The 26,822-nt window shown below is 67.5% G+C and carries 42 protein-coding genes and 1 pseudogene; 29 read left to right on the top strand and 14 right to left on the bottom strand.

Annotation, left to right across the window (positions count from 1 at the left end):
• The first annotated feature begins 36 nt into the window (after positions 1-36).
• The 8 genes from GTH33_RS11080 (at position 37) to GTH33_RS11050 (ending at position 4,230) form a co-directional block, all read left to right on the top strand.
• Positions 37-732 carry a 50S ribosomal protein L25/general stress protein Ctc gene (locus GTH33_RS11080; protein ID WP_163958452.1) on the top strand — a complete coding sequence of 232 codons (696 nt, stop codon included), beginning with the start codon at positions 37-39 and terminating at the stop codon, positions 730-732.
• Between the two features lie 145 nt (positions 733-877).
• Positions 878-1,444, top strand: coding sequence for an aminoacyl-tRNA hydrolase (pth, locus tag GTH33_RS11075; RefSeq protein WP_163958451.1), 567 nt, complete (start codon positions 878-880; stop codon positions 1,442-1,444).
• A 14-nt stretch (positions 1,445-1,458) separates the two neighbouring features.
• Complete coding sequence (locus tag GTH33_RS11070; RefSeq protein WP_163958450.1) at positions 1,459-2,061, top strand: TIGR02466 family protein; 603 nt, start codon at positions 1,459-1,461, stop codon at positions 2,059-2,061.
• Between the two features lie 57 nt (positions 2,062-2,118).
• Positions 2,119-2,436: a 5'-nucleotidase gene (locus tag GTH33_RS11065; protein WP_163958449.1), complete on the top strand. Its 318-nt coding sequence runs from the start codon at positions 2,119-2,121 to the stop codon at positions 2,434-2,436.
• A gap of 43 nt (positions 2,437-2,479) precedes the next feature.
• Positions 2,480-2,623 (top strand): hypothetical protein, encoded by a 144-nt coding sequence (locus GTH33_RS17905; protein ID WP_166753140.1) that lies wholly within the window; start codon positions 2,480-2,482, stop codon positions 2,621-2,623.
• An 84-nt stretch (positions 2,624-2,707) separates the two neighbouring features.
• Positions 2,708-3,013, top strand: coding sequence for a glycine zipper 2TM domain-containing protein (locus GTH33_RS11060; protein ID WP_163958448.1), 306 nt, complete (start codon positions 2,708-2,710; stop codon positions 3,011-3,013).
• A 95-nt stretch (positions 3,014-3,108) separates the two neighbouring features.
• Entirely contained in the window at positions 3,109-3,534 is a 426-nt protein-coding gene (locus tag GTH33_RS11055) for an OsmC family protein (protein WP_163958447.1), read from the top strand.
• 105 nt (positions 3,535-3,639) lie between these two features.
• Positions 3,640-4,230, top strand: a complete 591-nt coding sequence (locus GTH33_RS11050) for a glycine zipper 2TM domain-containing protein (protein WP_163958446.1) — start codon at positions 3,640-3,642, stop codon at positions 4,228-4,230.
• A gap of 70 nt (positions 4,231-4,300) precedes the next feature.
• Here GTH33_RS11050 and GTH33_RS11045 read toward each other — a convergent pair whose 3' ends face one another.
• On the bottom strand, positions 4,301-4,522 hold the full coding sequence (locus GTH33_RS11045; RefSeq protein WP_163958445.1) for a hypothetical protein: 222 nt from the start codon (positions 4,520-4,522) through the stop codon (positions 4,301-4,303).
• A gap of 109 nt (positions 4,523-4,631) precedes the next feature.
• On the opposite strand from GTH33_RS11045, the gene GTH33_RS11040 reads away from it, so the two are divergent.
• The 7 genes from GTH33_RS11040 to GTH33_RS11010 all read left to right on the top strand — a co-directional run bounded on the left by GTH33_RS11040 (position 4,632) and on the right by GTH33_RS11010 (position 9,788).
• On the top strand, positions 4,632-5,354 hold the full coding sequence (locus tag GTH33_RS11040; RefSeq protein WP_163958444.1) for a hypothetical protein: 723 nt from the start codon (positions 4,632-4,634) through the stop codon (positions 5,352-5,354).
• A gap of 164 nt (positions 5,355-5,518) precedes the next feature.
• Positions 5,519-6,646 carry an extracellular catalytic domain type 1 short-chain-length polyhydroxyalkanoate depolymerase gene (locus tag GTH33_RS11035; protein WP_163958443.1) on the top strand — a complete coding sequence of 376 codons (1,128 nt, stop codon included), beginning with the start codon at positions 5,519-5,521 and terminating at the stop codon, positions 6,644-6,646.
• Positions 6,647-6,709: 63 nt separating this feature from the next.
• Positions 6,710-7,093 carry a fluoride efflux transporter CrcB gene (crcB, locus tag GTH33_RS11030; protein WP_166753139.1) on the top strand — a complete coding sequence of 128 codons (384 nt, stop codon included), beginning with the start codon at positions 6,710-6,712 and terminating at the stop codon, positions 7,091-7,093.
• A complete protein-coding gene (locus GTH33_RS11025) occupies positions 7,090-8,226 on the top strand; it encodes an RluA family pseudouridine synthase (RefSeq protein WP_163958442.1) in 1,137 nt (378 codons plus the stop codon). Before crcB ends, GTH33_RS11025 begins: the two co-directional genes overlap by 4 nt.
• Before the next feature lie 7 nt (positions 8,227-8,233).
• Complete coding sequence (locus GTH33_RS11020; RefSeq protein ID WP_163958441.1) at positions 8,234-8,887, top strand: HAD-IA family hydrolase; 654 nt, start codon at positions 8,234-8,236, stop codon at positions 8,885-8,887.
• Positions 8,884-9,105, top strand: coding sequence for a hypothetical protein (locus tag GTH33_RS11015; protein ID WP_243848303.1), 222 nt, complete (start codon positions 8,884-8,886; stop codon positions 9,103-9,105). The genes GTH33_RS11020 and GTH33_RS11015 overlap by 4 nt, the downstream gene beginning before the upstream one ends.
• A complete protein-coding gene (locus GTH33_RS11010; RefSeq protein WP_163958440.1) occupies positions 9,102-9,788 on the top strand; it encodes an ATP12 family chaperone protein in 687 nt (228 codons plus the stop codon). Before GTH33_RS11015 ends, GTH33_RS11010 begins: the two co-directional genes overlap by 4 nt.
• A gap of 43 nt (positions 9,789-9,831) precedes the next feature.
• Here GTH33_RS11010 and gmk read toward each other — a convergent pair whose 3' ends face one another.
• Positions 9,832-10,497, bottom strand: coding sequence for a guanylate kinase (gene gmk / locus GTH33_RS11005; protein ID WP_163958439.1), 666 nt, complete (start codon positions 10,495-10,497; stop codon positions 9,832-9,834).
• Positions 10,498-10,612: 115 nt separating this feature from the next.
• On the opposite strand from gmk, the pseudogene GTH33_RS18430 reads away from it, so the two are divergent.
• Positions 10,613-11,097: pseudogene (locus GTH33_RS18430) on the top strand (DUF2585 domain-containing protein).
• On the opposite strand, the gene GTH33_RS10995 reads toward GTH33_RS18430, so the two are convergent.
• From GTH33_RS10995 to GTH33_RS10980, 4 genes are all read right to left on the bottom strand, one after another.
• A complete protein-coding gene (locus GTH33_RS10995) occupies positions 11,094-11,294 on the bottom strand; it encodes a hypothetical protein (protein ID WP_163958438.1) in 201 nt (66 codons plus the stop codon). The pseudogene GTH33_RS18430 and the gene GTH33_RS10995 overlap by 4 nt on opposite strands.
• Positions 11,291-11,542, bottom strand: a complete 252-nt coding sequence (locus GTH33_RS10990; RefSeq protein WP_208404058.1) for a hypothetical protein — start codon at positions 11,540-11,542, stop codon at positions 11,291-11,293. The genes GTH33_RS10995 and GTH33_RS10990 overlap by 4 nt, the downstream gene beginning before the upstream one ends.
• 32 nt (positions 11,543-11,574) lie before the next feature.
• Positions 11,575-12,963 carry a class II fumarate hydratase gene (gene fumC / locus GTH33_RS10985; RefSeq protein WP_163958437.1) on the bottom strand — a complete coding sequence of 463 codons (1,389 nt, stop codon included), beginning with the start codon at positions 12,961-12,963 and terminating at the stop codon, positions 11,575-11,577.
• A 275-nt stretch (positions 12,964-13,238) separates the two neighbouring features.
• Complete coding sequence (locus GTH33_RS10980; RefSeq protein WP_163958436.1) at positions 13,239-13,724, bottom strand: SspB family protein; 486 nt, start codon at positions 13,722-13,724, stop codon at positions 13,239-13,241.
• Between the two features lie 75 nt (positions 13,725-13,799).
• Between GTH33_RS10980 and hisB the strand changes: the two genes are divergently transcribed.
• From hisB to GTH33_RS10935, 10 genes are all read left to right on the top strand, one after another.
• Positions 13,800-14,387 carry an imidazoleglycerol-phosphate dehydratase HisB gene (gene hisB / locus GTH33_RS10975; RefSeq protein WP_163958435.1) on the top strand — a complete coding sequence of 196 codons (588 nt, stop codon included), beginning with the start codon at positions 13,800-13,802 and terminating at the stop codon, positions 14,385-14,387.
• Positions 14,384-14,704: a YciI family protein gene (locus tag GTH33_RS10970; RefSeq protein ID WP_163958434.1), complete on the top strand. Its 321-nt coding sequence runs from the start codon at positions 14,384-14,386 to the stop codon at positions 14,702-14,704. The genes hisB and GTH33_RS10970 overlap by 4 nt, the downstream gene beginning before the upstream one ends.
• Before the next feature lie 10 nt (positions 14,705-14,714).
• A complete protein-coding gene (hisH, locus tag GTH33_RS10965; RefSeq protein ID WP_163958433.1) occupies positions 14,715-15,356 on the top strand; it encodes an imidazole glycerol phosphate synthase subunit HisH in 642 nt (213 codons plus the stop codon).
• A complete protein-coding gene (gene hisA / locus GTH33_RS10960) occupies positions 15,353-16,093 on the top strand; it encodes a 1-(5-phosphoribosyl)-5-[(5-phosphoribosylamino)methylideneamino]imidazole-4-carboxamide isomerase (protein ID WP_163958432.1) in 741 nt (246 codons plus the stop codon). Before hisH ends, hisA begins: the two co-directional genes overlap by 4 nt.
• A gap of 184 nt (positions 16,094-16,277) precedes the next feature.
• Positions 16,278-17,045, top strand: a complete 768-nt coding sequence (hisF, locus tag GTH33_RS10955; RefSeq protein WP_163958431.1) for an imidazole glycerol phosphate synthase subunit HisF — start codon at positions 16,278-16,280, stop codon at positions 17,043-17,045.
• 36 nt (positions 17,046-17,081) lie between these two features.
• The gene (locus tag GTH33_RS10950; protein ID WP_163958430.1) at positions 17,082-17,456 is read left to right on the top strand and encodes an STAS/SEC14 domain-containing protein; all 375 of its coding nucleotides are present in this window, start codon (positions 17,082-17,084) and stop codon (positions 17,454-17,456) included.
• The gene (locus GTH33_RS17900; RefSeq protein ID WP_166753138.1) at positions 17,453-17,614 is read left to right on the top strand and encodes a hypothetical protein; all 162 of its coding nucleotides are present in this window, start codon (positions 17,453-17,455) and stop codon (positions 17,612-17,614) included. Before GTH33_RS10950 ends, GTH33_RS17900 begins: the two co-directional genes overlap by 4 nt.
• A gap of 32 nt (positions 17,615-17,646) precedes the next feature.
• Entirely contained in the window at positions 17,647-17,955 is a 309-nt protein-coding gene (locus GTH33_RS10945) for a phosphoribosyl-ATP diphosphatase (protein WP_163958429.1), read from the top strand.
• A gap of 11 nt (positions 17,956-17,966) precedes the next feature.
• Positions 17,967-18,359: a histidine triad nucleotide-binding protein gene (locus GTH33_RS10940; protein WP_163958428.1), complete on the top strand. Its 393-nt coding sequence runs from the start codon at positions 17,967-17,969 to the stop codon at positions 18,357-18,359.
• A gap of 103 nt (positions 18,360-18,462) precedes the next feature.
• Positions 18,463-19,998, top strand: coding sequence for an amino acid permease (locus tag GTH33_RS10935; protein ID WP_163958427.1), 1,536 nt, complete (start codon positions 18,463-18,465; stop codon positions 19,996-19,998).
• Positions 19,999-20,418: 420 nt separating this feature from the next.
• On the opposite strand, the gene GTH33_RS10930 is transcribed toward GTH33_RS10935, so the two are convergent.
• Entirely contained in the window at positions 20,419-21,417 is a 999-nt protein-coding gene (locus GTH33_RS10930) for an adenosine kinase (protein WP_163958426.1), read from the bottom strand.
• Positions 21,418-21,524: 107 nt separating this feature from the next.
• Here GTH33_RS10930 and GTH33_RS10925 point away from each other — a divergent pair, with 107 nt between their 5' ends.
• The 3 genes from GTH33_RS10925 (at position 21,525) to GTH33_RS10915 (ending at position 23,106) form a co-directional block, all read left to right on the top strand.
• Positions 21,525-22,214, top strand: a complete 690-nt coding sequence (locus GTH33_RS10925; protein ID WP_163958425.1) for an EI24 domain-containing protein — start codon at positions 21,525-21,527, stop codon at positions 22,212-22,214.
• Positions 22,211-22,576, top strand: coding sequence for a hypothetical protein (locus GTH33_RS10920; protein WP_163958424.1), 366 nt, complete (start codon positions 22,211-22,213; stop codon positions 22,574-22,576). The genes GTH33_RS10925 and GTH33_RS10920 overlap by 4 nt, the downstream gene beginning before the upstream one ends.
• Positions 22,577-22,767: 191 nt before the next feature.
• Positions 22,768-23,106 carry a GFA family protein gene (locus tag GTH33_RS10915; protein WP_163958423.1) on the top strand — a complete coding sequence of 113 codons (339 nt, stop codon included), beginning with the start codon at positions 22,768-22,770 and terminating at the stop codon, positions 23,104-23,106.
• 38 nt (positions 23,107-23,144) lie between these two features.
• Here GTH33_RS10915 and GTH33_RS10910 read toward each other — a convergent pair whose 3' ends face one another.
• From GTH33_RS10910 to GTH33_RS10885, 7 genes are all read right to left on the bottom strand, one after another.
• Positions 23,145-23,468: a hypothetical protein gene (locus GTH33_RS10910; RefSeq protein WP_163958422.1), complete on the bottom strand. Its 324-nt coding sequence runs from the start codon at positions 23,466-23,468 to the stop codon at positions 23,145-23,147.
• Positions 23,465-24,133: a hypothetical protein gene (locus tag GTH33_RS10905; RefSeq protein WP_163958421.1), complete on the bottom strand. Its 669-nt coding sequence runs from the start codon at positions 24,131-24,133 to the stop codon at positions 23,465-23,467. The genes GTH33_RS10910 and GTH33_RS10905 overlap by 4 nt, the downstream gene beginning before the upstream one ends.
• A 795-nt stretch (positions 24,134-24,928) precedes the next feature.
• A complete protein-coding gene (locus tag GTH33_RS10900; RefSeq protein WP_163958420.1) occupies positions 24,929-25,165 on the bottom strand; it encodes a helix-turn-helix transcriptional regulator in 237 nt (78 codons plus the stop codon).
• Positions 25,162-25,770 carry a hypothetical protein gene (locus GTH33_RS10895; protein ID WP_163958419.1) on the bottom strand — a complete coding sequence of 203 codons (609 nt, stop codon included), beginning with the start codon at positions 25,768-25,770 and terminating at the stop codon, positions 25,162-25,164. Before GTH33_RS10895 ends, GTH33_RS10900 begins: the two co-directional genes overlap by 4 nt.
• Positions 25,767-25,943 carry a hypothetical protein gene (locus GTH33_RS17895; protein WP_166753137.1) on the bottom strand — a complete coding sequence of 59 codons (177 nt, stop codon included), beginning with the start codon at positions 25,941-25,943 and terminating at the stop codon, positions 25,767-25,769. The genes GTH33_RS10895 and GTH33_RS17895 overlap by 4 nt, the downstream gene beginning before the upstream one ends.
• Positions 25,940-26,185 carry a hypothetical protein gene (locus GTH33_RS10890; protein ID WP_163958418.1) on the bottom strand — a complete coding sequence of 82 codons (246 nt, stop codon included), beginning with the start codon at positions 26,183-26,185 and terminating at the stop codon, positions 25,940-25,942. The genes GTH33_RS17895 and GTH33_RS10890 overlap by 4 nt, the downstream gene beginning before the upstream one ends.
• Entirely contained in the window at positions 26,185-26,709 is a 525-nt protein-coding gene (locus GTH33_RS10885) for a hypothetical protein (protein WP_163958417.1), read from the bottom strand. Before GTH33_RS10885 ends, GTH33_RS10890 begins: the two co-directional genes overlap by 1 nt.
• Positions 26,710-26,822: the final 113 nt, after the last annotated feature.

Raw genomic sequence — 26,822 nt, 5'->3', positions numbered from 1 at the left:
GAAAGACACTTAAGCACGTTTCGGAAGGTTATCTGCATGAGCGACACCATTACGCTCGCAGCCGAGACGCGCGACCGGGTTGGCAAGGGAGCCTCCCGGGCGCTGCGTCGTGACGGCCGCGTCCCCGCCGTGATCTACGGCCAGAACAAGGAACCGACCTCGATCCATCTCGAGGAAAAGGCGCTGATGAAGGCGCTGATGACCGGTCACTTCATGAATTCCGTCATCATGGTCTCCGGCGAGCGCACGCTGCCGAAGGACGTGACGTTCCATCCCGTCACCGATCGTCCGGTGCACGTCGACTTCCTGCGCATCGGTGAGCACACCGAGGTGACCGTGGCCGTCCCCGTCGTGTTCGCCGACGAAGACGACGCCCCCGGCATCAAGCGCGGCAATGGCGTGCTGAACATCACGCGCCACGAGATCGAGCTGATCGTCGATGCCGCCGACATCCCCAGCGAGATCACGATTTCGCTGAAGGGCAAGGAAATCGGCGATTCGATCCACATCAGCGACGTGACGCTGCCGAAGGGCGCCAAGCCCGCGATCGACGACCGCGACTTCGCGATCGCGACGATCGTGCCGCCGACGGTGCCGACCGCGCAGGACGAGGCGCTCGACGCCGAAGTCGCCGAGACGCAGGCTGCCGAGGCTGCTGCCGAGGACGAGGCCGCCGTCGAGCCGAACGACGACGACAACGACGACGACAAGATCACCCCCCAGAAGAAGTAAGGGGCGGTGCCGCTGCGGCGGCGTCGGACAGGGGGCAGGGCAGCGGCGACGCTCCCCTGCCCTTTTTGTTTATGGTTCCGACGGACGCCCCACCCCCGTCACCCCGGAACACGTCCGGGGCGACGAAGAAGGAGGATACCACGCCATGCAGATCTGGGCCGGGCTCGGCAATCCGGGGCCGCAATATGCCATGCACCGCCACAACGTCGGGTTCATGGCGCTCGACCTGATCGCCGACATGCACGGCTTTGCACCGGTGAAAAAGCAGTTCCAGGGGTGGACGCAGGAGGGGCGGATCGGCAGCGACAAAATCCTGCTGTTGAAGCCCGCGACGTTCATGAACGAGAGCGGTCGCGCGATCGGCGAGGCGTTGCGGTTCTACAAACTGGGGCCGGACGCGCTGACCGTGTTCCACGACGAGCTGGACCTCGCGCCGTTCAAGGTGAAGGTGAAGCGTGGCGGCGGGACCGCGGGGCATAACGGGCTGCGGTCGACCGACCAGCATCTGGGCCCGGAATTCCGCCGGGTGCGGATCGGCATCGGCCATCCGGGGCACAAGGATCGCGTGACCGGTTACGTGCTGGGCAATTACGCCAAGGCAGAGCTGGACCCGCTGGCCGACATGCTGGGTGCGATCGGCGCGGAGGCGGGCTGGCTCGCCGCGGGGGACGACGTGCGGTTCATGAACGATGTCGCCATGCGGCTGGCTTGAGAAAGGTTGACGGCATGACGATCCGAACCCTGTTCGCAACACGCTTCTACGAGGACGATCTGGGCGATGCGGCGCTGCTGGACGAGCTGGCGGACGCGTGCCTCGACCTCGCCAGGCAGGATCGGGCGGGCGTCGCCTGGTCGAAGGCGCATGGCTATCGCGGCTATACCTCCTACGCATCGCTCAACGACCTGCCGTCGCGCGATCCGCGGTTTGCCGATCTGGTGAGGCTGCTCAACAAGCATGTCGCGCGCTTTGCGGACGCATGCGCGTTCGACCTTGGCGGGCGCAGGCTGAAACTGGACAGCCTGTGGGTCAACGTCCTGAAGCCGGGCGGCAATCATTCGGGCCATATCCATCCGCACAGCGCGGTGAGCGGGACGATCTATGTCGCGACGCCGCCGGGCGCGGGGGCGCTGAAGCTGGAGGATCCGCGACTGCCGATGATGATGGCCGCGCCGATGCGCCGCGCCGATGCCGGCGAGGATCACGCCACCTTCGTCTATGCCGAACCGAAGCCGGGCAGCGTGTTCCTGTGGGAAAGCTGGCTGCGACACGAGGTGGTTCCCAATGCCGCCAAGGGCGAGCGGATCAGCATCAGCTTCAACTATCGCTGATCCGCCTTCGCAGCGCCGCAATCCGTCGCCACGCTGGCGGCATCGGGAGGGGTTGCGATGCGGCTGGCGATGATGATGGCGATGCAGGCGATATCCGGCCCGCCGATCCCGCCCGAACTGCGCCCGGTCAAACCCACGCCGGTGGCCACGCCCTGCGGCGAACCCGATGCCGGCGGCGACATCGTCGTGTGCGCCCGCGCCCGCGGCGCGGATCGACTGGGCCCGATCGACACCGATCGCCATGCCGCCCGCCCGCTTCGCGCCGAGACAGGCCTGATCGGATCGATCCGCATGTCCGCCGCCGCCGAGCAGGGGACGCTGCCGAACGGTCAGAGCGCCCCACGCGCGATGCTGCATTTGAAGATGCCGTTCTGATCCGCAAGCCGGCGTTCACCGGCGCGCCTTACATGCATCGCCGATGCGTATCACCAAAAGCCAGATCGGCCTTGCCGCCGTCGTCCTGCTCGCCCCCGGCGGCTTTCTGCTGGGAGCGACGCTGATCGCCAATCACTATCGGAAACGGGGTGAGACGCGGCCACCCGAACCACCGATCGTTCCCTGAACGGAACGTTATTTCAGGTTCATGCAACCGCGTTATGTTGACCGACGTTAGCACATCACAAGTTTCGAGAACGGGAGTGATTTTATGCGTAAGTTGATGCTCGCCATAGGTTGTGCCGCAATGGTCCTGCCCGCCACCATGGTGGTCCCGGTGTCGCAGGCCGGCGCGCAGCGTTACAAGTATCGCGAGTGGCGCGACAATCGCGGCCGCGTCCGTTGTCGCAAGCCGGACGGCACGACGGGCGCCGTGGTCGGTGCCGTCGGCGGCGCATTGCTGGGTCGCACGATCGACACGCGCGGCGATCGTACGGTCGGCACGCTGGGCGGCGCGGTCGCCGGTGGCCTGCTTGGCCGTGAGATCGATCGCGGTGGCAAGCGTCGCTGCCGCTGATCGACCGGCGATTTAGGTCAGAAAAGGGCGTTCCGAGGAAACTCGGGGCGCCCTTGCTGCGTATGGCGTCCGCAACCCACAGGAGTTATCGACACATGGTCACCCGCAGCGCTTCGGCAAGCTACGATGGTCTCGGCAAGGACGGCAAAGGCAAGGTCACGACGCAGTCGGGCGTCCTGTCGAACAACAATTACGGATTCGGCACCCGTTTCGAGGATGGCCCCGGCACCAACCCGGAAGAGCTGATCGCCGCCGCGCATGCCAGCTGCTTCACGATGGCGCTCAGCTTCGCGCTGGCCGGTGCGGGTCACGCGCAGGGCAATCTGAAGACCGACGCGAAGGTGACGCTGGACAAGGATGGCGACGGTTTCACCATCACCAAATCGGCGCTGACGCTGACCGGTCATGTCGAAGGCCTGGATGAGGCGGAATTCGAGCGGATCGCGAACGAGGCGAAGGCCGGCTGCCCGGTGTCGAAGGTGCTGAACTGCGACATCACGCTGGATACGACGTTCGGCTGAAGCGAAGACGGCCTGTCGGATGTGTGAACGCGACGTAGTTTGTCGTTCACGCAACCCGGCGGGCCGTCCGCTGGTTCTACAATCACAAAATAAGGAGCCAGACGCATGCGTATCGCCATCCTGTCCGCCGCATTGGCGGCGACGACCTTTGCAGCGATCCCTGCCGCGGCGCAGGACACCCGGCGCGAGGCCAATCGCGAATATCGTGGCGAGGTGCGCGACGCCCGCCAGGATTATCGCCGCGACCTGCGCAATGCCGATTCACGGCGCGACGTCCGCGATGCCCGTCGCGAATATCGCGACCAGGTGCGCGATGCCCGTCAGGATCGCCGCGGCGATCTTCGCGACATCCGCCAGGATCGGCGCAACGATTGGCGGCAGTACCGCAACTACGACTATAATCGCCTGCCGCGAGGCCAGCGCGGCTATTTCGCCGACCAATATTATCGCGACGGACGCTATTACCAGACGCGCCAGCTGGGCCGCAACGACCGCATCTACCGCGGTAACAACGGTCGCTATTATTGCCGGCGCAACGACGGCACCACGGGCCTGATCGTCGGCGGCCTCGCCGGTGGTGCGCTGGGCAACGTGATCGCCGGCGGCGGTTCGCGGCTGCTCGGCACGCTGGTCGGCGCCGGTGGCGGCGCGTTGCTGGGCAATGCGATCGACCGGGGTCAGGTGACCTGCCGCTGATCGACGGCAGAGTCGGCACAGAGTATATGGAAAGCGAGGCCCGGCGGCGACGCCGGGCCTCGTCATATTATCAGAAGATGCCGCCGCCGAGGCTGAGGCGGATCGCGAAGATCACGATCAGCACCAAGTTGAGATTGCGCCCGCCGTTGGACGACGACATGGCGCCCACCGCGGCCCCGACGATGCCGATCGGTATGACCAGCCAGTTCATCCAGCCGAGCAGGGGAATGAACGCGACGAGGCCCAGCACCAGGGTGACGAGGCCGATCGCGACGGAAACGATATTGAGCATGCGGGCAACATGGGTCCTGTCTCGCAGCGGGACAAGCCGCCGGATTGTGACATTGGGTTAACCATCAACGCCGATGGCACCTTAACGACGGCTGCGCCATGATCGGGGGGTGACGACGAATCGCGCCCTCCTCCTGTCCGTCCTCCTGCTGGCGGCGTGCAGCAAGCAACCGGCATCGCAGCAGGACCTCGACAGCCTGGACAAGGAATTGACCGGCGCCACGCAGGCGTCCGGCGCGGACAACCAGCGCGACCCGGCCCTGACCGCTGCGTTGCACGACCAGATCATGGTCGATCCGGCGCTGACGCAAAGCGCCAACACGAATGTCGTGCGGCCGCCGAGCAGACCCGATCCGCTGTCCATTCCCACCGATCCGGTGCGCGACGACCGCGTGACGGCCGCCGACCTGAAGGCGGTGCCCGCCGCCCGCAAGGATTGCCCGGAATGTCGCAAGGCGGATGGTGCGCTGACGCTGGGTGAACTGGCGTCCCGCCAGTCGGGCGATGCGACCTGCACGCAGCGCGTCAGCTATTCCGCCGGCTGGGCCAACCGCCTGCCCGCCGATGTGCCGCTCTACCCCGACGCGCGGGTGCGCGAGGCCGCGGGTAACGATGCATGCGGGTTGCGTGTCGTCAGTTTCACCAGCGGCGCGCCGGTCGGCCGCATCCTCGACTGGTATAATGCCCGCGTCAGCCGGGCGGGCTATTCGGCCGAACATCAGGCATCGGGCGCGATGCACGTGCTGGGCGGTACGCGCGGCGATGCGGCCTATGTGCTGTACGCTACCGCCAATCCCGCGGGCGGCAGCGACGTCGACCTGCTGGTTCGCTGATCGCGAACACACGTTCGGCTTGATCCAGGGCAGCACGACTGTCCTGTCCGGGCGCGGATGGCCGCTTGCCAACCCCTGCCGCGACCCCATATTGTGCATTGCAGCATAGGCGATCCGCCGGCGATCCTGCCGGATATGCCCTGCTCGATCTGCGGAGTGCGCGCATGCCACGATTGTCCGAAACCCTCAGTCGCCTGGCGGCCGGACGCGGCATGCCAACCCCGGCGGTTGCGGCCGGGATCGACCGGCTGAGCGATCTGGAAGGCTTCGGCCGCAATCCGGGTAACCTGCGCGCGCGCATCTATGTCCCGTCGTCGCTGCAAGCGCGGCCGGCGCTGGTCGTCGTGCTGCATGGCTGTACGCAGAATGCGGCCGGCTACGATACGGGGTCCGGATGGTCGCGGCTGGCGGACGAACAGGGTTTCGTGCTGCTGTTCCCCGAACAGAAGAGCGCCAACAACCCCAATCGCTGCTTCAACTGGTTCGCGCCCGAGGACGTCAGCCGCGACCATGGCGAGGCGCAGTCGATCCGCGAGATGATCGCGGCGATGATCGATGCCCACGCCATCGATCCGGCACGGGTATTCGTCAACGGCCTGTCCGCGGGCGGTGCGATGACCGCGGTGATGCTGGCGCAATATCCCGAGGTCTTTGCGGGTGGCGCGATCATCGGCGGCCTGCCTTACGGTACGGCGAGCGGCGTAATGCAGGCGATGGAGCGCATGCGGGGCCAGGGCATGCCGGATGCCGCGTCGCTCGGCACGCTGGTGCGCGATGCGTCGGCGCATCGTGGCGGCTGGCCGACGCTGTCGGTCTGGCACGGCGATTCGGATGCGACGGTGCAGGATGCGAATGCCGAGGCGATCCTGACGCAATGGCGTGTGCTGCATGGCGTCGACGACGCACCGACCGAGCGGAGGTCGGCCGGCGGCGATGCGTATCGGGTGTGGCGCGATGCCGCCGGGCGACCGGTGATCGAGGATCATCGCATCGCCGGCATGGGCCACGGCACGCCGATCGCGACCCGCGGCGCGGAGGCAGGCGGCACGGCCGGCGCGTTCATGCTGGACGTCGGCATCTCCTCCACCCGACGGATCGCCGCTTTCTGGGGCATCGCGCCCGCGCCCGCCGATGCACCCGTACGGGACGAAGCGCAGCGGTCGCCGCGCGAACCCCGGCGATTGCAGCCCGAACCGCAGCGGCTACAGCCCGAACCGTCGGCACGGCGGGATAGCAGCGGCGTCGCCGCCGTCATCGACGATGCGCTGCGGGCGGCCGGACTGCTCCGCTAGCGCCCCGCCATCCGCAACCCGGGCTGCATTCCCCTGCGGACGTTCTTGCTCTAGGGCGGGGCCATGCCTCTTGTTTTCGTCATGATCGGCGGGGCCCTGGGTAGCGGCGCACGCTATCTCATCGGCCGCGCCACGCTATCGCTGTTCGGCCCGGACTTTCCCTACGGTACGCTCGCCGTCAACCTGATCGGCGGGCTGCTGATGGGCGCACTGGTCGGTGCCCTCGCCCGCGCCGCCGGGACCGGCGAGGCGTGGCGGCTGTTCGCCGGGGTCGGCGTGCTCGGCGGATTCACCACCTTTTCCTCGTTCAGCCTCGATGTCGTCGTCATGATCGAACGCGGCGCCGTCGCCAGTGCCGTCGGCTATGCGGCGCTGTCGGTCGTCGGTTCGATCGCGGCGGTGTTCGCCGGCTTGATGATAACCCGCACCGGGGGGACGCTGGCATGAGCGACGACGAAAAGAGCGGCCGGGACCAGGGCATCCGCCAGTTCAACGTCGGCTATGACGACGACGGTATCCGCCTGGATCGCTGGTTCAAGCGGCACCTGCCCGAGACGAGCTTCACCACCGTCGCCAAATGGGCGCGCACCGGCCAGTTGCGCGTCGATGGATCGCGCGCGACGCCGGGCGACCGGATCAAGGCGGGCCAGACGCTGCGCGTGCCGCCGCCCGAACCCGAAATCAAGGACGAGGCCGGCGCGATCGTCGCCCGCCCGAAGCGCGAACGCCCCCCGCTGAGCGAGGACCAGATCGCCTTCGCGCGTGAGATGGTGATCCACAAGGATCTGCAGGCCCTCGTCCTCAACAAGCCGCCCGGCCTCGCCACGCAGGGCGGCACCAAGACGTTCGACCATGTCGACGGTCTGCTCGACGGCTTGCAATATGAAGCGGAGGGCCGACCGAAGCTGGTCCACCGCCTGGACAAGGATACGTCGGGCGCGCTGCTGGTGGCGCGGACCAGCCGTGCCGCGGGCTTTTTCGCCAAGGCGTTTTCAGGCCGGACCGCGCGCAAGATCTACTGGGCGCTGATCGTCGACGTGCCGTCGATCGAGGACGGCGTCATCGATTTGCCGATCGGCAAGCAGCCCGGCACCGGCGGCGAAAAGATGCACGTCGACGAGGAGAACGGCCAGGCCGCCCGCACCCGCTATCGCGTGATCGAGCGCGCCGGCAACCGCTGCGCCTGGGTCGAGCTGCAACCGTTCACCGGCCGCACCCATCAGCTGCGCGTGCACATGGCGGCGATCGGCCATCCGATCGTCGGCGACGGCAAATATGGCGGCGCGGCGGCGTTCCTGACCGGCGGGATCAGCCGCAAGATGCACCTGCATGCGCGCCGCATCCGCGTCGACCATCCCGACGGCGGCAGCATCGACGAGACGGCGGCCCTGCCGACGCATTTCGCCGAGAGCCTGTCCACGCTGGGGTTCGACGAGGCGAGGGGTGATGCGATGCCGTTCGAGGAGGCGACCAAGGGTCCGCCGCCCAAGGCCGTGCTGAAGCAGCGCGCCAAGGCGCACGCCAAGTCGATGCGCAAGGAACATCGCGGCGAGCGGCGCCGGCGCGGCGCGAAGGATTGATGCACGGATGAAGCGCCTCGCCGTGTTCGACTGCGACGGGACGCTCGTCGACAGCCAGGTCAACATCTGCCGCGCGATGGAGGACACGTTCGCCCGCGCGGCCCTGCCTTCGCCGCCGCGTGCCGCCATCCGCCGTATCGTCGGGCTGAGCCTGGTCGAGGCGGTGCGCGCGCTGCTGCCGGATGCGGACGATGCGCAGCATCGCGCGATGGCCGCCGACTATAAGGACGCGTTCCACCGCCTGCGCACCAGCAACGCGCTGGCCGAAGAGCCGCTGTTCGACGGGATCGCCGACGTGCTGCGGACGCTGGCCGACGACGGCTGGCTATTGGGCGTCGCGACCGGCAAGTCGGACCGCGGGCTGGCGCACATCCTCGACCATCACGGGCTGACCGATCGCTTCGTTACCTTGCAGACCGCCGATCGGCATCCGTCGAAGCCCGACCCGGCGATGCTGCTGGCGGCGATGGACGAGGCGGGCGCCCTGCCCCACATGACGGCGATGATCGGCGATACCAGTTTCGACATGGCGATGGGCAAGGCGGCGGGAGCGCGCGCGGTCGGCGTCGCCTGGGGCTATCACGACGTGCACGATCTGGTCGACGGCGGGGCCGACGTCGTGGCCGACCGGGTCGCCGCCTTGCCGGGACTGCTCGCATGAGCCGCGACGACGCGCTCGCCCGCCGGCGCTGGCTGGGGATGGTGGGCAGCCGCATCGTCGGCAGTGCCGGCGCGGTGTTCGGGCTGGTGCTGGCGGCACGGGCGCACGACTGGCCGGTGAAGGTGCTGGGCGTCGCGATCACGCTGTCGGCGCTGGCGGTGGTCGCGATCGTCCCCGCCAGCCTGGCGCATCGCTGGCGGACGCCGCCGCAGCCATGAAGCGGTTCTGGACGGAGGTCGCCGTGGACGGCGATCGCGTGGTGACGCTGGACGGGCGGCCGGTGCGCACCCCCGGCCGGGTGCCACTGGCCTTGCCCACCGATGCGCTCGCGACGCTGGTCGCGGCGGAATGGCGCGCGGTGCCGGAGATGATCGACCCGCGGGCGATGCCGCTGACCGGCCTTGCCAATGCGGCGATCGACCGGATCGCGCCCGACCCTGCGGCCTTCGCCACCGGCCTTGCCGCTTATGGCGAGAGCGATCTGCTCTATTATCACGCGCAATCGCCCGATCCGTTGATAGCGCGCCAGCAGGCGGCGTGGGACCCGTGGCTGGCGTGGGCGCGGGCGCGCTACGACGTGCATTTCGAAACGACCGCCGGGATCATGCACCGCGCGCAGCCGGCGACGACGCTGGCGCGGCTGGGCGAGGCGGTGGCGGCGCTGGACGCATTCCGGCTGGCGGGGCTGTCGCCGGTGGTGACGATCACCGGGTCACTGATACTGGCGCTCGCGCTGATCGAACGGGCCGGCGATGGCGATCGTCTGTGGGCCGCGGCCAATGTCGACGAGGATTGGCAGGCCGAGCTATGGGGCGCGGACGCGCTGGCGGCGCAGGCGCTTGCGAACAAGCGGCGCGAATTCGACGCGGCGTCGGCGTTCCTGGCGGCGCTGGAGCGCTAGGCCCGAACGCTCGCCCGCCGGCCCGCCGGTCCCTGCCCTGCGATCAGTGCGTTCCCGCCACGCGCGTCAGCTTGCGGATGAAGCCGATCAGGCCGGTCTGGCGCGACCGCTTCAGCCGCTCGGCGGCCAGGATCGTCTTCACGCCCGCGAAACACTCCTCGACGTCGTCGTTGACCAGCACATAGTCATAGCCGTCCCAATGGCTCACCTCGTTGGCGGCGCGCGCCATCCGGGCGTCGATCACCTCGGCCGAATCAGTGTTGCGGTTGGTCAGCCGCGAACGCAGCTCCTCCATCGACGGCGGAAAGATGAACACCCGCACCACGTCGCCGCCGGCGATCTGGAACAGCTGCTGCGCACCCTGCCAGTCGATGTCGAACAGCACGTCCTTGCCCGCCGCCAGCATCTCCTCGACCTGCGCGCGGGGCGTGCCGTAGCGGTGATTGAAGACGTGCGCCCATTCGAGGAATTCGTCATTCGCCACCATCCGGCGAAATTCCTCCAGATCGACGAAATGATAGTCCTTGCCGTCGACCTCGCCCGGCCGCATCGACCGCGTCGTCGCCGACACGGACATCGCCAGTTCGGGTTCGTCGGCCAGCAATTTGCGGGCGATGGTGGACTTGCCCGCGCCCGACGGCGAAGACAGCACGAACAGGACGCCGCGACGACGGAAGTTGTGCGGATCGGTGGGGAGCGACGACGACATGCGCGCTAGTGGCGTCTGGGCGGGGCGGGCGTCAAGCATTGGCGGGCGGCTGGCCGCGAAAAGTGCGTGGTCGATCGCGCTGGTCCTGATCGTCACGGCGGCGATCCTGCTCGCCATGGGCCGCTCCGCGATCTGTCCGTGCGGGCATGTCGCCCTGTGGCACGGTGCCGTTCAGTCCGACCAGAACAGCCAGCAGATCGCCGACTGGTACACGTTGAGCCATGTCGTCCATGGCCTGCTGTTCTACGCCATCACCCGATTCGCGCTGCCGCGCTGGCCGTGGAATGGCCGGCTGGTCGTCGCGGTGATGGTCGAGGCGGCGTGGGAAATCCTCGAAAATTCGCCGATCATCATCGATCGCTACCGCAGCGTCACCATGGCTTGGGGTATGCAGGCGACAGCGTGCTGAATTCTATCAGCGACATCGCCGCGATGATGCTGGGGTTCGCGCTTGCCCGAAGCCTGCCGCGGCGGGCGGGCGTCGGGCTGGCGTTTGCCCTGGAACTGATCGCCCTGGCGGCGATTCGCGACAATCTGACGCTCGACGTCATCATGCTCGTTGCGCCGGTCGATGCGATCAGGTCGTGGCAGGCGGGCTAGATCTCGCCCCGCGCCTGACGACGGCGGTCATAGGCCTTCTTGGCCACATAGCCGCCGCCGAGCAGCAGGCCGAGCGGCCCCATCCGCCGCATCGCGCCGACGGAGAGCGCACCGATCGCAGCGCCATTCAACCCGCCCTGCCCGTCACGCCGATCGATTTCGCGGCCGACAAGTGCGCCCAGAATGCGTCCGATCATGATTCTACCTTTCCGAAAACCTGGTCCTTGAGTTCCGCCGCCCCGCGCAGGACGGCCCAGCCCACCGCATAGGTGACGGCGAGCGGCAGCACGATCTTGAGCACATTGGCGGTGACCGCCCCGACGATGGCGCCGTCCGCGACGCCATCGTCGCCCGAGATCGAATCGATCGCCGCGCCGATCAGCGCGCCCGTGGTCGTTGTGCTCACATCATGCCCCTTGCGGTGTGGTCCATCGAAGCGCGCCAACCGGCGGGAAGTTCCTCGTTACGGCGCCGTACCTAGCGCCCGATCATCGTTTCCGGGCGGACCAGCCGGTCGAACGTCGCTTCATCGACGAGCCCGAGTTCCAGCCCGGCCTGCTTCAGGGTCTGACCATGCTGGAGCGCGTGCTTGGCGATCTTGGCGGCATTGTCGTAGCCGACGTCGGGCGCCAGCGCAGTGACGAGCATCAGCGACTGTTCGACCAGCGCGGCGATGCGATCCCGATTGGCCTTGAGACCATCGACGGTCCGTTCGGCGAAGCTCTGCATGCCGGTCGCGAGCAAGGCGATCGAACGAAGGACGTTGGCGCCGATCAGCGGCTTGAAGACGTTGAGTTCCATATGCCCCTGCAACCCGCCGACCGTCACCGCGACGTTGTTGCCCATCACCTGTGCGGCGACCATCGTCAGCATCTCCGCCTGCGTCGGATTGACCTTGCCCGGCATGATCGAGCTGCCGGGTTCGTTGGCGGGCAGTTCCAGTTCGCCGAGGCCCGAGCGCGGGCCGGAGCCGAGCAGGCGGATGTCGTTGGCGATCTTGGTCAGGGCGACGGCCAGCACGTTCAGCGTGCCATGCAGGTCGACCAGTCCGTCGTTCGACGCCAGCGCCTCGAACTTGTTGGGGGCGGTGACGAACGGCAGGCCGGTGAGCGCGGCGATCTCCGCCGCCACCGCTTCCGCGAAACCGGCCGGCGCGTTGAGGCCGGTACCGACCGCGGTGCCCCCCTGGGCGAGCGGCATGATGTTGCGCTTCAGCGTGCCCTCGATCCGGTCGCGCGCATTGGCGAGTTGCTGGACATAGCCGGAAAATTCCTGGCCCAGCGTCAGCGGCGTCGCATCCTGAAGATGCGTGCGGCCGATCTTGACGATGGCGTCCCATTCGCGCGCCTTGGCGGCCAGCGCATCGTGTAGGCGGTCCAGCGCCGGGTACAGTTGCTGCGTCACGGCCAGCGCGGCGGCGACGTGCAAAGCGGTCGGAAAACTGTCGTTGGATGACTGGCCGCGGTTGACGTCGTCGTTGGGGTGAACCGGCGTCTTGCCGCCACGGGTGCCCGACAGCGCTTCGTTGGCGCGGCCGGCGATCACCTCGTTGACGTTCATGTTGGATTGCGTGCCGCTGCCGGTCTGCCAGATCACCAGCGGGAATTGATCGTCCATCCGGCCAGCGACCATTTCCGCGGCGGCAGCCTCGATCGCGTCGGCCTTTTCGGCGGCAAGGCCGTGATGCCGGTTCACCCGCGCCGCCGCCCGCTTCACGATGGCGAGCGCATGGACGATGCCGATCGGCATCCGCTCGCCGGGGCCGAAGGGAAAGTTTTCGAGGCTGCGTTCGGTCTGGGCGCCCCAATAGGCGTCGGCGGGGACTTCGATCGGCCCGATCGAATCGGTTTCGGTGCGTGTGGTCATGCGCGCATGAACCGGCGGGAACAGGGATGGTTTCGTGGGCCCCTGCCCGACCCTCGTCATCCCCGCGCAGGCGGGGATCCAGACTGGCGAACCTTCGAGGGTCCCGGCAGCGTTGCGACTATGGATCCCAGCCTGCGCGGGGATGACGAACGAAAAGGTGCGCCCCCCGTCACGGGAGTAAATCCCGTGACGTCGAAGCTCGGCGGCGCCGAGCCCGGCCGGCGGTTCGCGTCGCTGTGCGACCACGATTTAGCATACGCTAAATCGCTCGCTCCCTATTTCTTCCGCTTGAAGTCCACGCTGACGACGTTCGAGCCGTCCGCCGCCGGCGTCACTGCCGGACCGTCGTTCTCCGCCTCGTCGTGCGGTTCGGGGCCGTCGCTGGGATCCTCGGTCGCCTGGAAACGGAGCTCGAAGTTCACCGCGGGATCGTGGAAGCCGGTGATCGCCGAATAGGGGATGACCAGTTTCGAGGGCACCTGATTGAAGCTGAGGCCGACCGAGAATTTCCGATCGTCGACCAGCAGGTCCCAATAGCGGTTCTGGAGGACGATCGTCATCTCGTCCGGGAATCGTTCGATCAGGCGCTGCGGGATGTCGACGCCGGGGGCATGCGTTTTGAAGGTGATGTAGAAATGGTGTTCGCCGGGCAACCCGCCCGATTCGGCGACGGAGCCGAGCACGCGGCCGACCACGGCACGCAGCGCCTCCTGGACGATCTCGTCATAGGGGATCAGGCTATCGGGCAGTCCGTCGGTCATGCCCCTTGGGTAGCGCAATGGCGGTGTCGGTCAAGATTGTGTGTGCCGGTCGACCCACGTATGGGGCGAGCCGACATGCGCACCGCCACGATCAACCGCTCCACCGCCGAAACGCGGATCGACGTCACCGTCAATCTCGACGGCACCGGCGTCTATGCGATCAACACCGGCATCGGCTTCCTCGACCACATGGTCGAACAGCTCAGCCGCCACGGCCTGATCGACATCGACCTGAAGGTCGACGGCGACCTGCACATCGATGGCCATCACACCGTCGAGGATTCGGCGCTGGCGCTGGGCCAGGCGGTGGCGCAGGCGCTGGGCGACAAGCGCGGCATCCGTCGCTACGGCGATGCGCTGTCGCCGATGGACGAAACGCTGACCCGCGTCGCGCTCGACATTTCGGGACGGCCGTGGCTGGTATGGAAGACGGCCTTCACCGTCTCGCGCCTCGGCGAACTCGATACCGAATTGATCGAGCACTGGTTCCACAGCTTCGCCCAGACCGCCGGCATCACGCTGCACGTCGAGACGCTGTACGGCAGCAACAACCACCATATCGTCGAAGCGACGTTCAAGGGCCTCGCCCGTGCGCTGCGCACCGCGGTCGAGGTCGACCCGCGCAAGGCGGATGCGATCCCGTCGACCAAGGGGGTATTGTGAGCGAACGTTTCATCCGGCCGGGCACCAGCCTGTGCGTCGTGTCGCTGACCTATGGCGACGATCTCGACGCGATCGACGCGGCGATGAGCGACCATGTCGACTGGCTGGGCGATGCCTATGCCAACGGGCTGCTGCTCGCGTCCGGGCGGAAGCAGCCGCGGACCGGCGGCGTCATCATCGCGATCGGCGGCAAGGCCGAGGTGGAAGCGCTGGTCGCGCGCGATCCGTTCGTGTCGCGCGGGCTGGCGACGGCGGAGATCATCCCGTTCACCGCCAGCATGGCGGCCACCCCGCTCGCCGACCTGCTGTCGTCGTGAGCCGCCGGTCGTGACCATCGCCCTGATCGATTATGGCGCGGGCAACCTCCATTCGGTCGAAAACGCGCTGCGGGCGGCGGGGGCGAGCGACCTTGCCGTCACTGCCGATCCGGATGTGGTGGCGAAGGCGGATCGCATCGTCCTGCCCGGCGTCGGCGCGTTCGGTGCCTGCGCCGGCGCGCTGCGCGGCGTGCCGGGGATGGTCGAGGCCATGGAGCTGCGGGTGCGGCAACAGGGCGCGCCGTTCCTGGGCGTGTGCGTCGGCATGCAGCTGATGGCGGACGTCGGCGAGGAGATGGGCCAGCATCGCGGCCTCGGCTGGGTGCGCGGGCGCGTGCGGCGGCTGGTGCCCGGCATGATGCCGGGATCTGGGCTAGGAGTTGGGCCAGGATTTGGGGACGCCAAGGTCCCGCACATGGGCTGGAACGACGTGGTGCCGACCGGCGACCATCCGCTGGTGCCGGCGGGCGAGGCCTATTTCCTGCACAGCTATGCCTATGAGGGCGAGGACGTGATCGCGACCAGCGACCATGCCGGCCCGGTGACCGCGGCGATCGCCCGCGACACGATGCTGGGCGTGCAGTTCCATCCCGAAAAGAGCCAGCGCTACGGGCTGGCGATGCTTGCGCAATTCCTGGAGTGGCGGCCATGAGCCTCATCGTCTTTCCTGCCATCGACCTGAAGGGCGGGCAGGTCGTCCGCCTGGCCGAGGGGGATATGGATCGCGCGACGGTCTATGGCGACGATCCCGCCGCGCAGGCGATGCTGTTCGCCGAGGCGGGGGCGCAGCATCTGCACGTCGTCGACCTCGACGGCGCATTCGCCGGTGAATCGGTCAATGGCGAGGCGGTGCGCAGCATCGTTGCGCGCTTTCCGGGGCATGTCCAACTGGGTGGCGGCATTCGCAACCGTGCCAGCGTCGAACGCTGGTTCGACGCTGGCGTATCGCGGGTCGTGATCGGCACCGCCGCGCTGGACGACCCGGAATTCGTGAAGGGCGTCGCGCGCGACTTTCCGGGCGGCGTCGTCGTGGCGGTGGACGCACGCGACGGCATGGTCGCGACCAAGGGCTGGGCGGACGTCTCCACGACCAGCGTGGTCGATCTCGCCCGCCGGTTCGAGGATGCGGGCGTCGCCGCGCTGCTGTTCACCGATGTCGGTCGCGACGGGATGCTGAAGGGCTGCAACGTCGAGGCGACCGTCGATCTGGCGCGGGCGGTGTCGATCCCGGTGATCGCCAGCGGCGGCGTGAAGGGCATCGCCGAAATCCACGTGCTGGCGCTGCACGTCCGCGACGGGGTGGAGGGGGTCATCACCGGCCGCGCGTTGTACGACGGCCGCCTCGATCTGGCCGCGGCGCTGGACGTGGCGCGAGCCGCGGCAGAGTGAAGACGGTGTTCACGCGGAGGCGCGGTGGCACGGAGACGTCGCGCCTGGAGCGCGCGTTACCTCCCGTAGCCGGACGCAGGATCATGTCTTCCGAACGCCAGCGATCAAGTGCGGCTCGATCCTTCTATCTTCTCCGCGTCTCCGCGTTTCCGCGTGAGCACCTCTTTTTCCCGAGCTTCGCAGCATGACCGTGCGCGCCCGCGTGATCCCGTGCCTCGACGTCGCCAACGGCCGCGTGGTGAAGGGCGTGAACTTCGTCGAGCTGCGCGATGCCGGCGATCCGGTGGAGCAGGCGCGCGCCTATGACGCCGCCGGCGCCGACGAATTGTGCTTCCTCGACATCACGGCCAGCCACGAGGAGCGCGGCACGATCCTCGACGTCGTGCGGCGTACCGCGGCGGTGTGCTTCATGCCGCTGACCGTTGGCGGCGGGGTGCGCGGTGCCGAGGATGCCCGCGCGCTGCTGCTGGCGGGCGCCGACAAGGTCGCGGTCAATTCCGCCGCGGTGGCCCGGCCCGAGGTCGTCGCCGATATCGCCGAGCGGTTCGGCAGCCAGTGCTGCGTCGCCTCGGTCGATGCCCGCAGGGTGGGCGAGCGGTGGGAGGTGTTCACCCATGGCGGCCGCCGTCCGACCGGCATCGATGCGGTCGCGCACGCCATCCACCTCGCCGAACTCGGGGCGGGCGAACTACTCGTCACCTCGATGGACCGCGACGGCACGCGCAGCGGCTACGACCTCGCGCTGGTCCGCGCGATCGCCGACCGGGTGAGCGTGCCGGTGGTGGCGAGCGGCGGCGTCGGGGGGCTGGACGATCTGGTCGCCGGTATCCGCGACGGCCATGCCAGCGCGGTGCTGGCCGCATCCATCTTCCACTTCGGCGAGGCGAGCATCGCCGATGCGCACGACGCGCTCGCCGCGGCGGGCATCCCGGTGCGCCGCCCGGTCGTTTAGCGCTTCGGCAACGCTTCGCCGCTAGATGGGCGGGCCATGTATTCGATCGTGTTCCGCCATGACCTCAACCTCATCGACATCCGGTGGAGCGGGCTGTTCGACCGGGCCACGGTCGACGCCTATGCCAATGAGCTGATCCGCCGCTTTCACGACGAGGGGTTTCGCCCCGGCTATCGCCTGCGCATGGATATGACCGGCACCAGCGTCCAGCCGGTCGACGCGGCGCAGGCGATCAACCGGCGGCTCGGCGCCTTTCACCGCGCCAGCCGGATCGCGATCGTCACCGCCAGCGCGATCACGCGGTTGCAGGTCCGCCGCTTCATGACCCAGCCGTACCTGTGCATCTTCGATGCGGCCGACGACGCGCTCGATTGGCTGGTCGCGACCGACAATCGGACGCTGGCGGCATGATCGCCGTCACCATCCTGTCGGTCGCCGGCGGGCATTCTGGCGTCGTCCATCGCAAGACCGGTCCCGAACTGTCCGATGTCGCGCTGTTCGTCGTCGCCGCCTGCGGCGTGTGGCTCGTCCGGCGGGCGATGCGGCGCCGGTTCGAGAAGAAGGATTGACCCCTCCCCTCTTCTCGCGCCAAGCGGGCGCCATGGACCCGCTCGATCGCCTGGAAGCCACCATCCACGCCCGCCGCGTTGCCGCCGATGCCGGCAGCTCATATGTCGCCAGCCTGTTCGCCAAAGGGCGCGCCAAGATCGCGCAGAAGGTCGGCGAGGAAGCGACCGAGACGGTGATCGCCGCGCTGGCCGAGCCGGACACGCTGGCGTCCGAAGCCACCGACCTCGTCTTCCACCTGCTCGTGCTGCTCGCCGATGCGGGGCTGGGACTGGACGATATCCGTGCCGAACTCGTCCGGCGCGAAGGCGTGTCGGGCCATGTCGAAAAAGCCGCCCGCTAGAGGATCCGACCATGCCGATCGACGCCACGCTGCCGTATGACGACCAGAACATCTTCGCCCGGATCCTGCGCGGCGAAATCCCGTCGACGCGGGTGTACGAGGACGATCATGCCGTCGCCTTCCACGACATCGCGCCGGCTGCCCCCGTCCATATCCTGGTGATCCCGCGCGGCCGCTACGTGTCATGGGATGACTTCAGCGCGCACGCGTCGGAGGCGGAGATCGCCGGGTTCATCCGCGCCATCGGCCGGGTCGCGCGGGACCACCAGCTGGTCGCGCCGGGGTATCGCATCCTCGCCAACGTCGGCGCGCACGGCGGGCAGGAAGTGCCGCACCTGCACGTCCACCTGTTCGGCGGCCGGCCGCTCGGACCGATGCTCGCCGGCCAGGCGGCGGGCGGCTGAGCCACGATAGGGGATTGCCTCCGCCCCATTTGCGGTTAGCATCGTCGGCTTCACCATGCGGCGGCGCGTTAGAGGCCGTCCGCATCCGGGGGGATACATCATAATGCTATTCGGGCGCGTCAAACCACTCGACGCCATTCTCGCCACGGCCGAAAAACGCGGCCTGCATCGCTCGCTCGGAGCGTTCCAGCTGACCATGCTGGGCGTCGGCGCCGTCATCGGCACCGGCATCTTCGTCCTCACCTCCGAAGCCGCGCAAAAGGCGGGACCGGGCATGATGATCTCGTTCATCATCGCCGGCTTCGTCTGCGCGGTGGCCGCGCTGTGCTATTCCGAGCTCGCCTCGATGGTGCCGGTCGCCGGCTCCGCCTACACCTATACCTATGCCGTCATGGGCGAATTGCTCGCCTGGATGGTCGGCTGGGCGCTGATCCTCGAATATGCGGTGGGTGCGTCCGCGGTGGCGGTCGGCTGGTCCGGCTATATGGTCGGGCAGTTGCGCAACCTGCTCGGCATCGAAGTGCCGATGGAATGGGTCAACGGGCCGTCCGCCGGCGGCTACATCAACCTGCCCGCGGTCGTGATTTCGGGCCTGGTCACCTGGCTGCTGGTGATCGGCACCACCGAAAGCGCCCGCGTCAACGCCATCCTGGTCTGCATCAAGGTCGCCGCGCTGACGCTGTTCATCGCCCTGTCGCTGCCGGTGATGAACATGGACCATTTCGTGCCGCTGATGCCGACCGGTTTCTCCGGCGTGGCCGGGGCCGCGGCATCGATCTTCTTCGCCTATGTCGGCTTCGACGCCGTCTCGACCGCGGCGGAGGAGACCAAGAACCCGCAGCGCAACGTGCCGATCGGCCTGATCGCCTCGCTGGGCTTCTGCACCATCTTCTACCTGCTCGTCTCGGCGGGCGCGATCGGTTCGCCGCTCGGCGCGCAGCCGGTGCGCGATGCCGCCGGCACCCTGCTGTCGCCGGGTACGTCGGAACTCGCCGACCGCTGCCGTGCGATCGTCGCCGGCGGGGCGCTGGAGCCGCTGTCGTGTTCGCGTGAAGCGCTCGCCCATGTGCTGCGCACGATAGGCTGGGTGCAGATCGGCAATCTGATCGGCCTCGCCGCGACGCTGGCGTTGCCGTCGGTCGTGTTGATGATGATGTTCGGCCAGACCCGCGTGTTCTTCACCATGGCCCGCGACGGCCTGCTGCCGACTAAGCTCGCCGCGATCCACCCCAAGTACCGGACGCCGCACGTCGTGACGATCGTCACCGGCATCGCGACGACGCTCGCCGCGGCGTTCCTGCCGGTCGGCAAGCTCGCCGATTACTCGAATTCGGGAACGTTGTTCGCCTTCCTGATGGTGGCGGTATCGGTGCTGGTGCTGCGCAAGACGGACCCGACGCGCAAGCGGCCGTTCCGCACGCCGCTGATCTGGATCGTCGCACCGGCGGCGATCATCGGCTGCCTCTACCTGTATTTCTCGCTGCCGCTGCTGGCGATCCTGGTCCTGCCGGGCTGGGGGGTGATCGGCCTGCTGATCTACTTCGGCTACAGCCGCAGTCGTTCGTACGTCGGGCGCGGTATCACCGATGTCGTGGATGACGCCGCGATGCAGCCGGAGGTCGCCAAGCCGCTACACTGATCGGGCACATGCCGATACGGGGGCCGGGGGAGCGATCCTCCGGCCTTTTTCGTGCGCGCGAAGACGCGACGACGCGAAGGGGTTTCTGGCTTGGGTGCGGTTTCGCCCGTATCGATGTCGTGAAGCGCTGGCCCGGTTCGGGGCGCGGGATCGCCGTGTTTCCATGGGGACCGCAAACACGGGCGCCGGGAAGAGGGGTTAACGCGGAGGAGCGGAGGCGCGGAGGGTTTCGACCGGTGGACGACCTGAGGTTACCGGGTCAGCAGACGATTTTGAGGCACCAGCCGGGGCGCGAGAGGGGGAGGCGCGAACCGGCTTTTTCCGCGCCTTTTCGAACAAGGCGAGGCGTTCCGCCCCTGCCCTCACTCCTGTGCGTCCGCACCGCCGTTTCCCTCTCCCGGCGGGAGAGGGAATACGGGTTCAGCCGAGCTTGGCGGCGGCCAGCGCCTTCATGTCGACGTTGGGGCGTGCGCCGAAGTGGCTGATGATCTCTGCCGCGCAGATCGCGCCGAGGCGCAGTGATTCCTCCAGCCCCTTGCCCTGCGCCTGGCCGTGGAGGAACCCGGCGGCGAACAGGTCGCCGGCGCCGGTGGTGTCGACGACCTGGGCGATCGGTTCGGCCGGCACCTCTGCACGCGTGCCGTGCTGGATCGCGCAGGCGCCCGATGCCCCACGGGTGACGACCAGGGTCGGCACCTGCGCCGACAGCCTTGCCGCCGCCGCCTCGAAATCGTCGGTTTCGGCCAGGGCGGCCAGTTCGCTCTCGTTGGCGAAGAGGATGTCGATCAGGCCGTCGGCGATGAGGTTGCGGAAATCGCCGCCGTGGCGACCGATGCAGAAGACGTCGGACAGGGTGAAGGCAACCTTGCGCCCGGCCTTGCGCGCCGCCTCGATCGCCGCGCGCATCGCCGCGCGGGGCTCTTCCGGGTCCCACAGATAGCCTTCGAGATACAGGATCGCCGCATCCTCGATCACCGACAGGTCGAGCGCGCCCTCGGGCAGGAACTGCGACGCGCCGAGATAGGTGTTCATCGTACGCTGGCCGTCCGGCGTCACGAAGATCAGGCAGCGCGCGGTGGTCGGCTGGCCGGGGCGGGCGGCCGTGTCGAAGGCGACGCCGGCAGACCGGATGTCGTGCGCGAACACCTCACCCAGCTGATCGTCGGCGACCTGGCCGATGAAGGCCGTGCGGCCACCGAGCGCGGCGATGCCGGCGACGGTATTGGCGGCGGACCCCCCCGACACCTCGCGACCCGGGCCCATCTTGGCATAGAGCGCGTCGGCATCCTCCGGCGAGAACATCAGCTGCATCGATCCCTTGGCGACGCCGATCGAATCGATGAAGGCATCGTCGGCCTGGCTCAGGATGTCGACGATCGCATTGCCGATCGCGACCACGTCATATTTGGGTTGGGGCAAGGGTTTGTGGCTCCGGAAGAAAATATGGCCACCCCCTAGAGATGCGGCGGGCGCGGTGCAACGTACCGGCGGTTGACGTGCCGCGACCCAGCCGCCAACCCGGCGCCATGCTGCGTGCCCTCACCCTGTCGATCGGCCAGCTTGGCGACCGCGCGATCCTGCGCGTGCTGGTCAAATCGCTGCTGGTGACGCTCGCGATCTTCGCCGGTTTGGGTGCTGCGCTGTATCTGGGGCTGCGGTCGGCGTTCGATGCACTGGTCGGGATCGAATTCGGCGGCAGTCTGGCGAGCGCGGCGGCGGTCGTCCTGCTGCTATTGGGCGCGTGGCTGCTGTTCCGGGTCGTCGCCATCGCCGTCATCGGTCTGTTCGGCGACGAGGTGGTCGCGGCGGTGGAGGCGCGGCATTATCCCGCCGCCCATGCCGCCGCACGGCCGGTGCGCCTCGCCCGCTCGATGCGCATGGCGACGGCATCGGTGCTGCGTGCCGTGGCGATCAACCTGCTGATGATCCCCGTCTATATCGCCCTGCTGTTCACCGCGATCGGACCGGCGATCGCCTTTTTCCTGGTCAACGCCCTGTTGCTCGGCCGCGACCTGGGCGAGATGGTGGCGAGCCGCCACATGGGCGATGCGGCGGTGCGGGGCTGGCGCAAGGCGACGCGCGCGCGGCGGTTCGTGCTGGGGCTTGCCGGCACCGGCCTGTTCGTGGTTCCGGGGCTCAATCTGTTCGCCCCGATCCTGGGCGCAGCCATGGCGACGCACCTGTTCCATGCATCGCAGAGGGGGAAGACGACGTGAAGGCACTGGCGGCAACGGGATTGGCCCTGGCGGTAACCGCCTGCGCCGCGCCGGGCGGCATCGCCCCGCCGGTCGCGAACCGTGCCGTCGTCCCCTATACCAGCGCCGGTCTGGAACGCGTGATCGGCCAGGATGCCGCCGGCCTCACCCGGCTGTTCGGCCAGCCCGATGCCGACATCCGCGAAGGCACCGCGCGCAAGCTCCAGTTCGCCGGGCCGATCTGCGTCCTCGATGCCTATCTCTATCCCAAGAGCGGCGAACCACCCCGCGTCACCTATCTCGACGCGCGCGAACCCGACGGCAGCACCATCGACCGCGCCAGCTGCGTCGCCGCCCTGACCCGGCGCGACGGCGGCAAGTAGCGGGGCCGCGCGGGGCGGCACGAACGGATGCGGCATCCGCGAGAGAGCGATGCCAGGCGATCGATCGCATCCCTGCATCCCGCCACGACGACATCATGCGTCTGCAATGATGACCGGCGCGGGGGAGCTCGGTGTAATATACGGCGAGACCATCCATTCTGCTCGATCGTCCACCGACAAGGATACTGCGGATGACCGACCATCACGGCGCCTGCCACTGCGGACGCATTCGGCTCGTTCTGTCGGACACGCCATCGGAAGCGACGGAGTGCAATTGCTCCGTCTGCCGGCGCGTGGCGGGGCTGTGGCATTACCCCGCGCCGGACGCCGTCACGGTGATCGGAGCCGCGACCGCCTATCGACAGGGCGATGGCGCGCTCGACCTGTGGCATTGTCCCATCTGCGGCTGCACGACGCACTGGACGCCGACCGATGCGGCGTACCCGCGGATGGGCGTCAACCTCAGGATGTTCGATCCCGGGCTGTGGAGCGAACTGCCGCGCCGGCCGGTGAATGGTGCGGGTTTCTAGCGCGGTGAGGCGATGCGACGTCACGATCGCCCCACACCCTAATCCTCCTGCGCATCCCGAGCATCGCGCAGCGCTTCCAGTTCGGCGAGCTTGACCGGGTCGTCGGCGGCGATCGCCTCTTCGAGATAATAGCCATAGGGTATGCTGCGCACCACCTCCTGCGCTTCGCCGCTATAGCGGGTTGCGATGATCGCGAACGCGTCCACCAGCTCGCGAAGAAACCCCTTGTCCATCTCCTCGAAATGACCGTTCAGCGCTTCCATCATCTTGACGGCAGTGTCGAGGTTCAGATCCTCTTCATCGGTCAATTCGAGGAAAAGGATATATTCCGCAAGTATCTCCGCAACCTGCATGGCAATCATGGCTTCACCACCTTTACATGGATGTTGGTGACGTTCAGTTCTTTAAGAATTTTCAGGGCCTTGACCTTCACGACGGGCGTGGGAACCTCCCACACTCCGAACAGACGGTGTTCAGCCAGCACCGCCGACTGCCGCAAGATCTGTGCTTTCGAACGCGGTCTGCTGGACACCGACCATTTCCGATCGATCACGTAATCGCCCTGAAAGCCGTCGAATTTGACAGGCCGCTTCGAGCCGTCAGGCATCGTCCGCATCAATGTCGGTGCCTGGCCGGCGCGCGCGCCGGGCGCTGAGTCGTTATAGGGTTTCCACGGCTTTTCCGATTTGGTCACCTCCTTCACCCAGCCGATTTGCGGCGGCGGAAAGGTCGTGCGCGGCCTCGCCATGCGAAGTCGGCGTAATGCGGTAGCTTTGGACAGCGCCGCTCCCGGTACCGCAGCCAGCGCGACGTTTCCCGCGACCGTCCCCGCGGCATGACCGATATCCCGCGCTGACGCGTTGGCGACGGCACTCGCCGCGCGGGAGACCTGAACACGAGCGGGCGTATCCTCGGCAGCGATAGCGGCATCGATCATGCCTGCTGCCCCGCCGCTGATGTTGCTCACGGTGGTCGCCGGATTCGTCGTCAGCACAGCATGGATTCCCGCCACAGTTTCCTTGCCCATGGCGTAAAGTCCTACGCCGACACCACCGGCGAATTCGGTAACCGGATTTTGTCGATGAGCGAGCCGCGGTCCCGAAGAGCGCTTGAGATGCACCCCGACCGATGGACGCGCTGCCGAGTTTCGGCGATGCGTTGCGAGCGGTCCGGTAAGCGCCGTATCCACCTTTGGTCGTGTCGCGGTCCGCGCGTCATCATGATCCCGCCTGCGCGCGGCGCGACCGCGAGGAGTAGACGCCCGTCTGTTCGTATCGGCACCACTGGCACTATAACGCTGTCCCGCGCCGGTGAAAGCAAACCGGCCGTTCTTAGGATCGTGCCAAGGATTGAACTTGAGTTCCAGACCGTTAGGACTGAGTGGCGGTGGCAGCTTGCCTGTTCGCAGCCATGATGAAAAAGCGTTCGATCTATTATCGTCAGATGTTTCGATCATGTTGCCCCGCCTATCATTGCGATGAGAACATCTGAGCAACATTATCCAACAAGTCAACTGTGAAACGGGGTCACCGCGAAAGGCGATGTCAACACTCGTCCTCAGTCAGGACAATGACTACAAATATGGCGCCCGCGAAATGATCCCAGATCTTCCGCGTTGCATGGCGATACTTTGAGAGATGGTGAGATGCCCAACCGGCTTTAAAACAAAGCAAATCCCGCCCCATGCGGGACGAGATGCGACGGTGCGGGATGGATGGTTGGTGCCCCTGGCCTCTGCTGATTTTCTAACGCTATCGGCATGATTTCCCCCGTAATCTTGATAATGCGCTTGGGCTCGGTGCCCCCTAAGGTGCCCCCAGCGCTACGCGGCATCTTGGGCCGCAAGGAGCTTTGCGCGCGTCCATTCGTCGACGGATGCCTGCCACCAGCCGCTGCATTGGGCTGTGAGTCGTACCTGTTTTGGGAAGTCGCCGCTGGCGATCATTCGGTAGATCGTCGCCCGGCTAAGGCCGACTGTCGCGACGACGTCGCTGATCCGTAGGAAGCGGCCACCGGCGCTGGGTTGCCCCTCCTGCCTGCGTTGCGAGGCGGTCTTCATGATTCGTCCTCACCGGAGCCATAGTCGGCGCATTCCACGCGCGCCGGTTCGCTAAGGGGCAACCGCTGTTGCCAGCCGTCGCGTGGATGTTCGCGGTCGAGTGCCAAGCAGTCGATGCACCTGCAGCGCTGGTCGAAATTGGCAGTCATGCGACTGCTCCGAACAAGTCGAGCTGCGGGCCGGTCGTGAAAGGCAGCGCTTCGGCCGGCGGCAGGATGATGGGTTTTGGTGTGGGCAGCGGGCAGCGGCTCGCCGCGCAGCGCCGCAATGCGCGCGCGCAGATTGTCGCAGTGCGCGTCCATGATCGGGCCGGTGCCCGTCACGTTCGTGATGCCGGGATACAAACCCGGCTGGCACATGGCGAGACGGGCCGCAAGCCGGGCGATCTGCGCCTTGACGGACGGCGCCGAGGGCGGAGCAACCTCGGCCGCCTGGTCGGCGCCGAGCGCCGCCCGCATGCCGCTGACAACCACGTCGAGGCCGCGCGCGATATTGAGCGCATGACGACCGCTTAGCGCGCGCCGTTCGTCGGCAAGGGCGGACCACAACGCAATGTGGCGTTGGTTCCAGTCGATCGCCGCAGCGGAAAGCCGGCTGGCGCTCATGGATTAACCTCGAATGCGGCGATGTCGTGGGGGAGGCCGAGTAGCGTCCACCGGCAGGCACCCTTGCCGTCGGCAGGCCAGCCGGGCGATGTGACGACGATGCCATTGGCGAGCGTCACGCGGACGCGCTTGCCGATCGCTTCGCGGGGGCAATAGCCGGGGTTGCGGTTCATGACCGGACCTTCAGCTCGTCGAGGCGGAGACTGAGGATCGCGCGGCGGGCGGCATCGATGTCGCCGGCCGCCGCGGCCTTCACCGCCGACGCGAGATCGAGCGCGATCTCGATGACGTTGTCGATGATCACGGAATGGGCGGCGGCCGACATCGGCTTGTCGGCCGCCAGCAGGAGGCGCGCGTCACCGTCGCGGATGACTTCCAATGCGCGGAGGCTCATCGTGAAGGTGGCGCGCTGCATCAGCCCTGCGCCCCTGTCTTCGTGCTTTCGGATATGATCGATGCCGCCAGCCGGCGCGCAGCGGCCGACAGGAGGTGCGGCGAGGCGTCTGGCCCTTGCCCCATCCGCTCGTAGCCGAAGCGCTCGACGAGGTCGCAATGCGCGAGGACGGTGGCGATTTGAACGGGCAGCGGGGTGGCGAGCGTCTGCGAGACGGGGTCGGTGACGATCGCACGTAGCTTGTGGGCGTGGGTGAGCAGCTTTGCCGCCTGGCGTTCGAGCAGCCGTACAGCGCCGAGCATGTCATCGTCGGATGCCCCGCGTTCGCCGTTTATCTTGTAACTGAGTGCCCGGCGCGTGATGCACATTTCGTCGGCGAGATCGCCCGCCCCTACCAGCTTGGCCGCGGTGTCGAGGCCCATGATCCGGCGAACGTCGATTGGCAGCGCGCTAGGGTGTTCCGATTTTTGTGAACAGGTCGCCGCATCGGCGGGCGCAGCGGGGGAAAGCTGGCGGTCGCCGGTGGGCGGGGTGTCGTTCGTCATGGAGGGCCCTTTCGTGGAGGGGGAGCGATCCGCGGCGCCAGTGGCGGCTCTTGTAGAATTGCCTTCGCCAAGGGTCGGCGACGGTTCACCACATGGGCGGCGGTCGGCGGGGG

This window comes from Sphingomonas insulae, assembly GCF_010450875.1.
Lineage (GTDB): Bacteria > Pseudomonadota > Alphaproteobacteria > Sphingomonadales > Sphingomonadaceae > Sphingomonas > Sphingomonas insulae.
The sequence above is the reverse complement of the archived record's forward strand: the minus strand, read 5'-3'. Positions and strand labels throughout refer to the sequence as shown.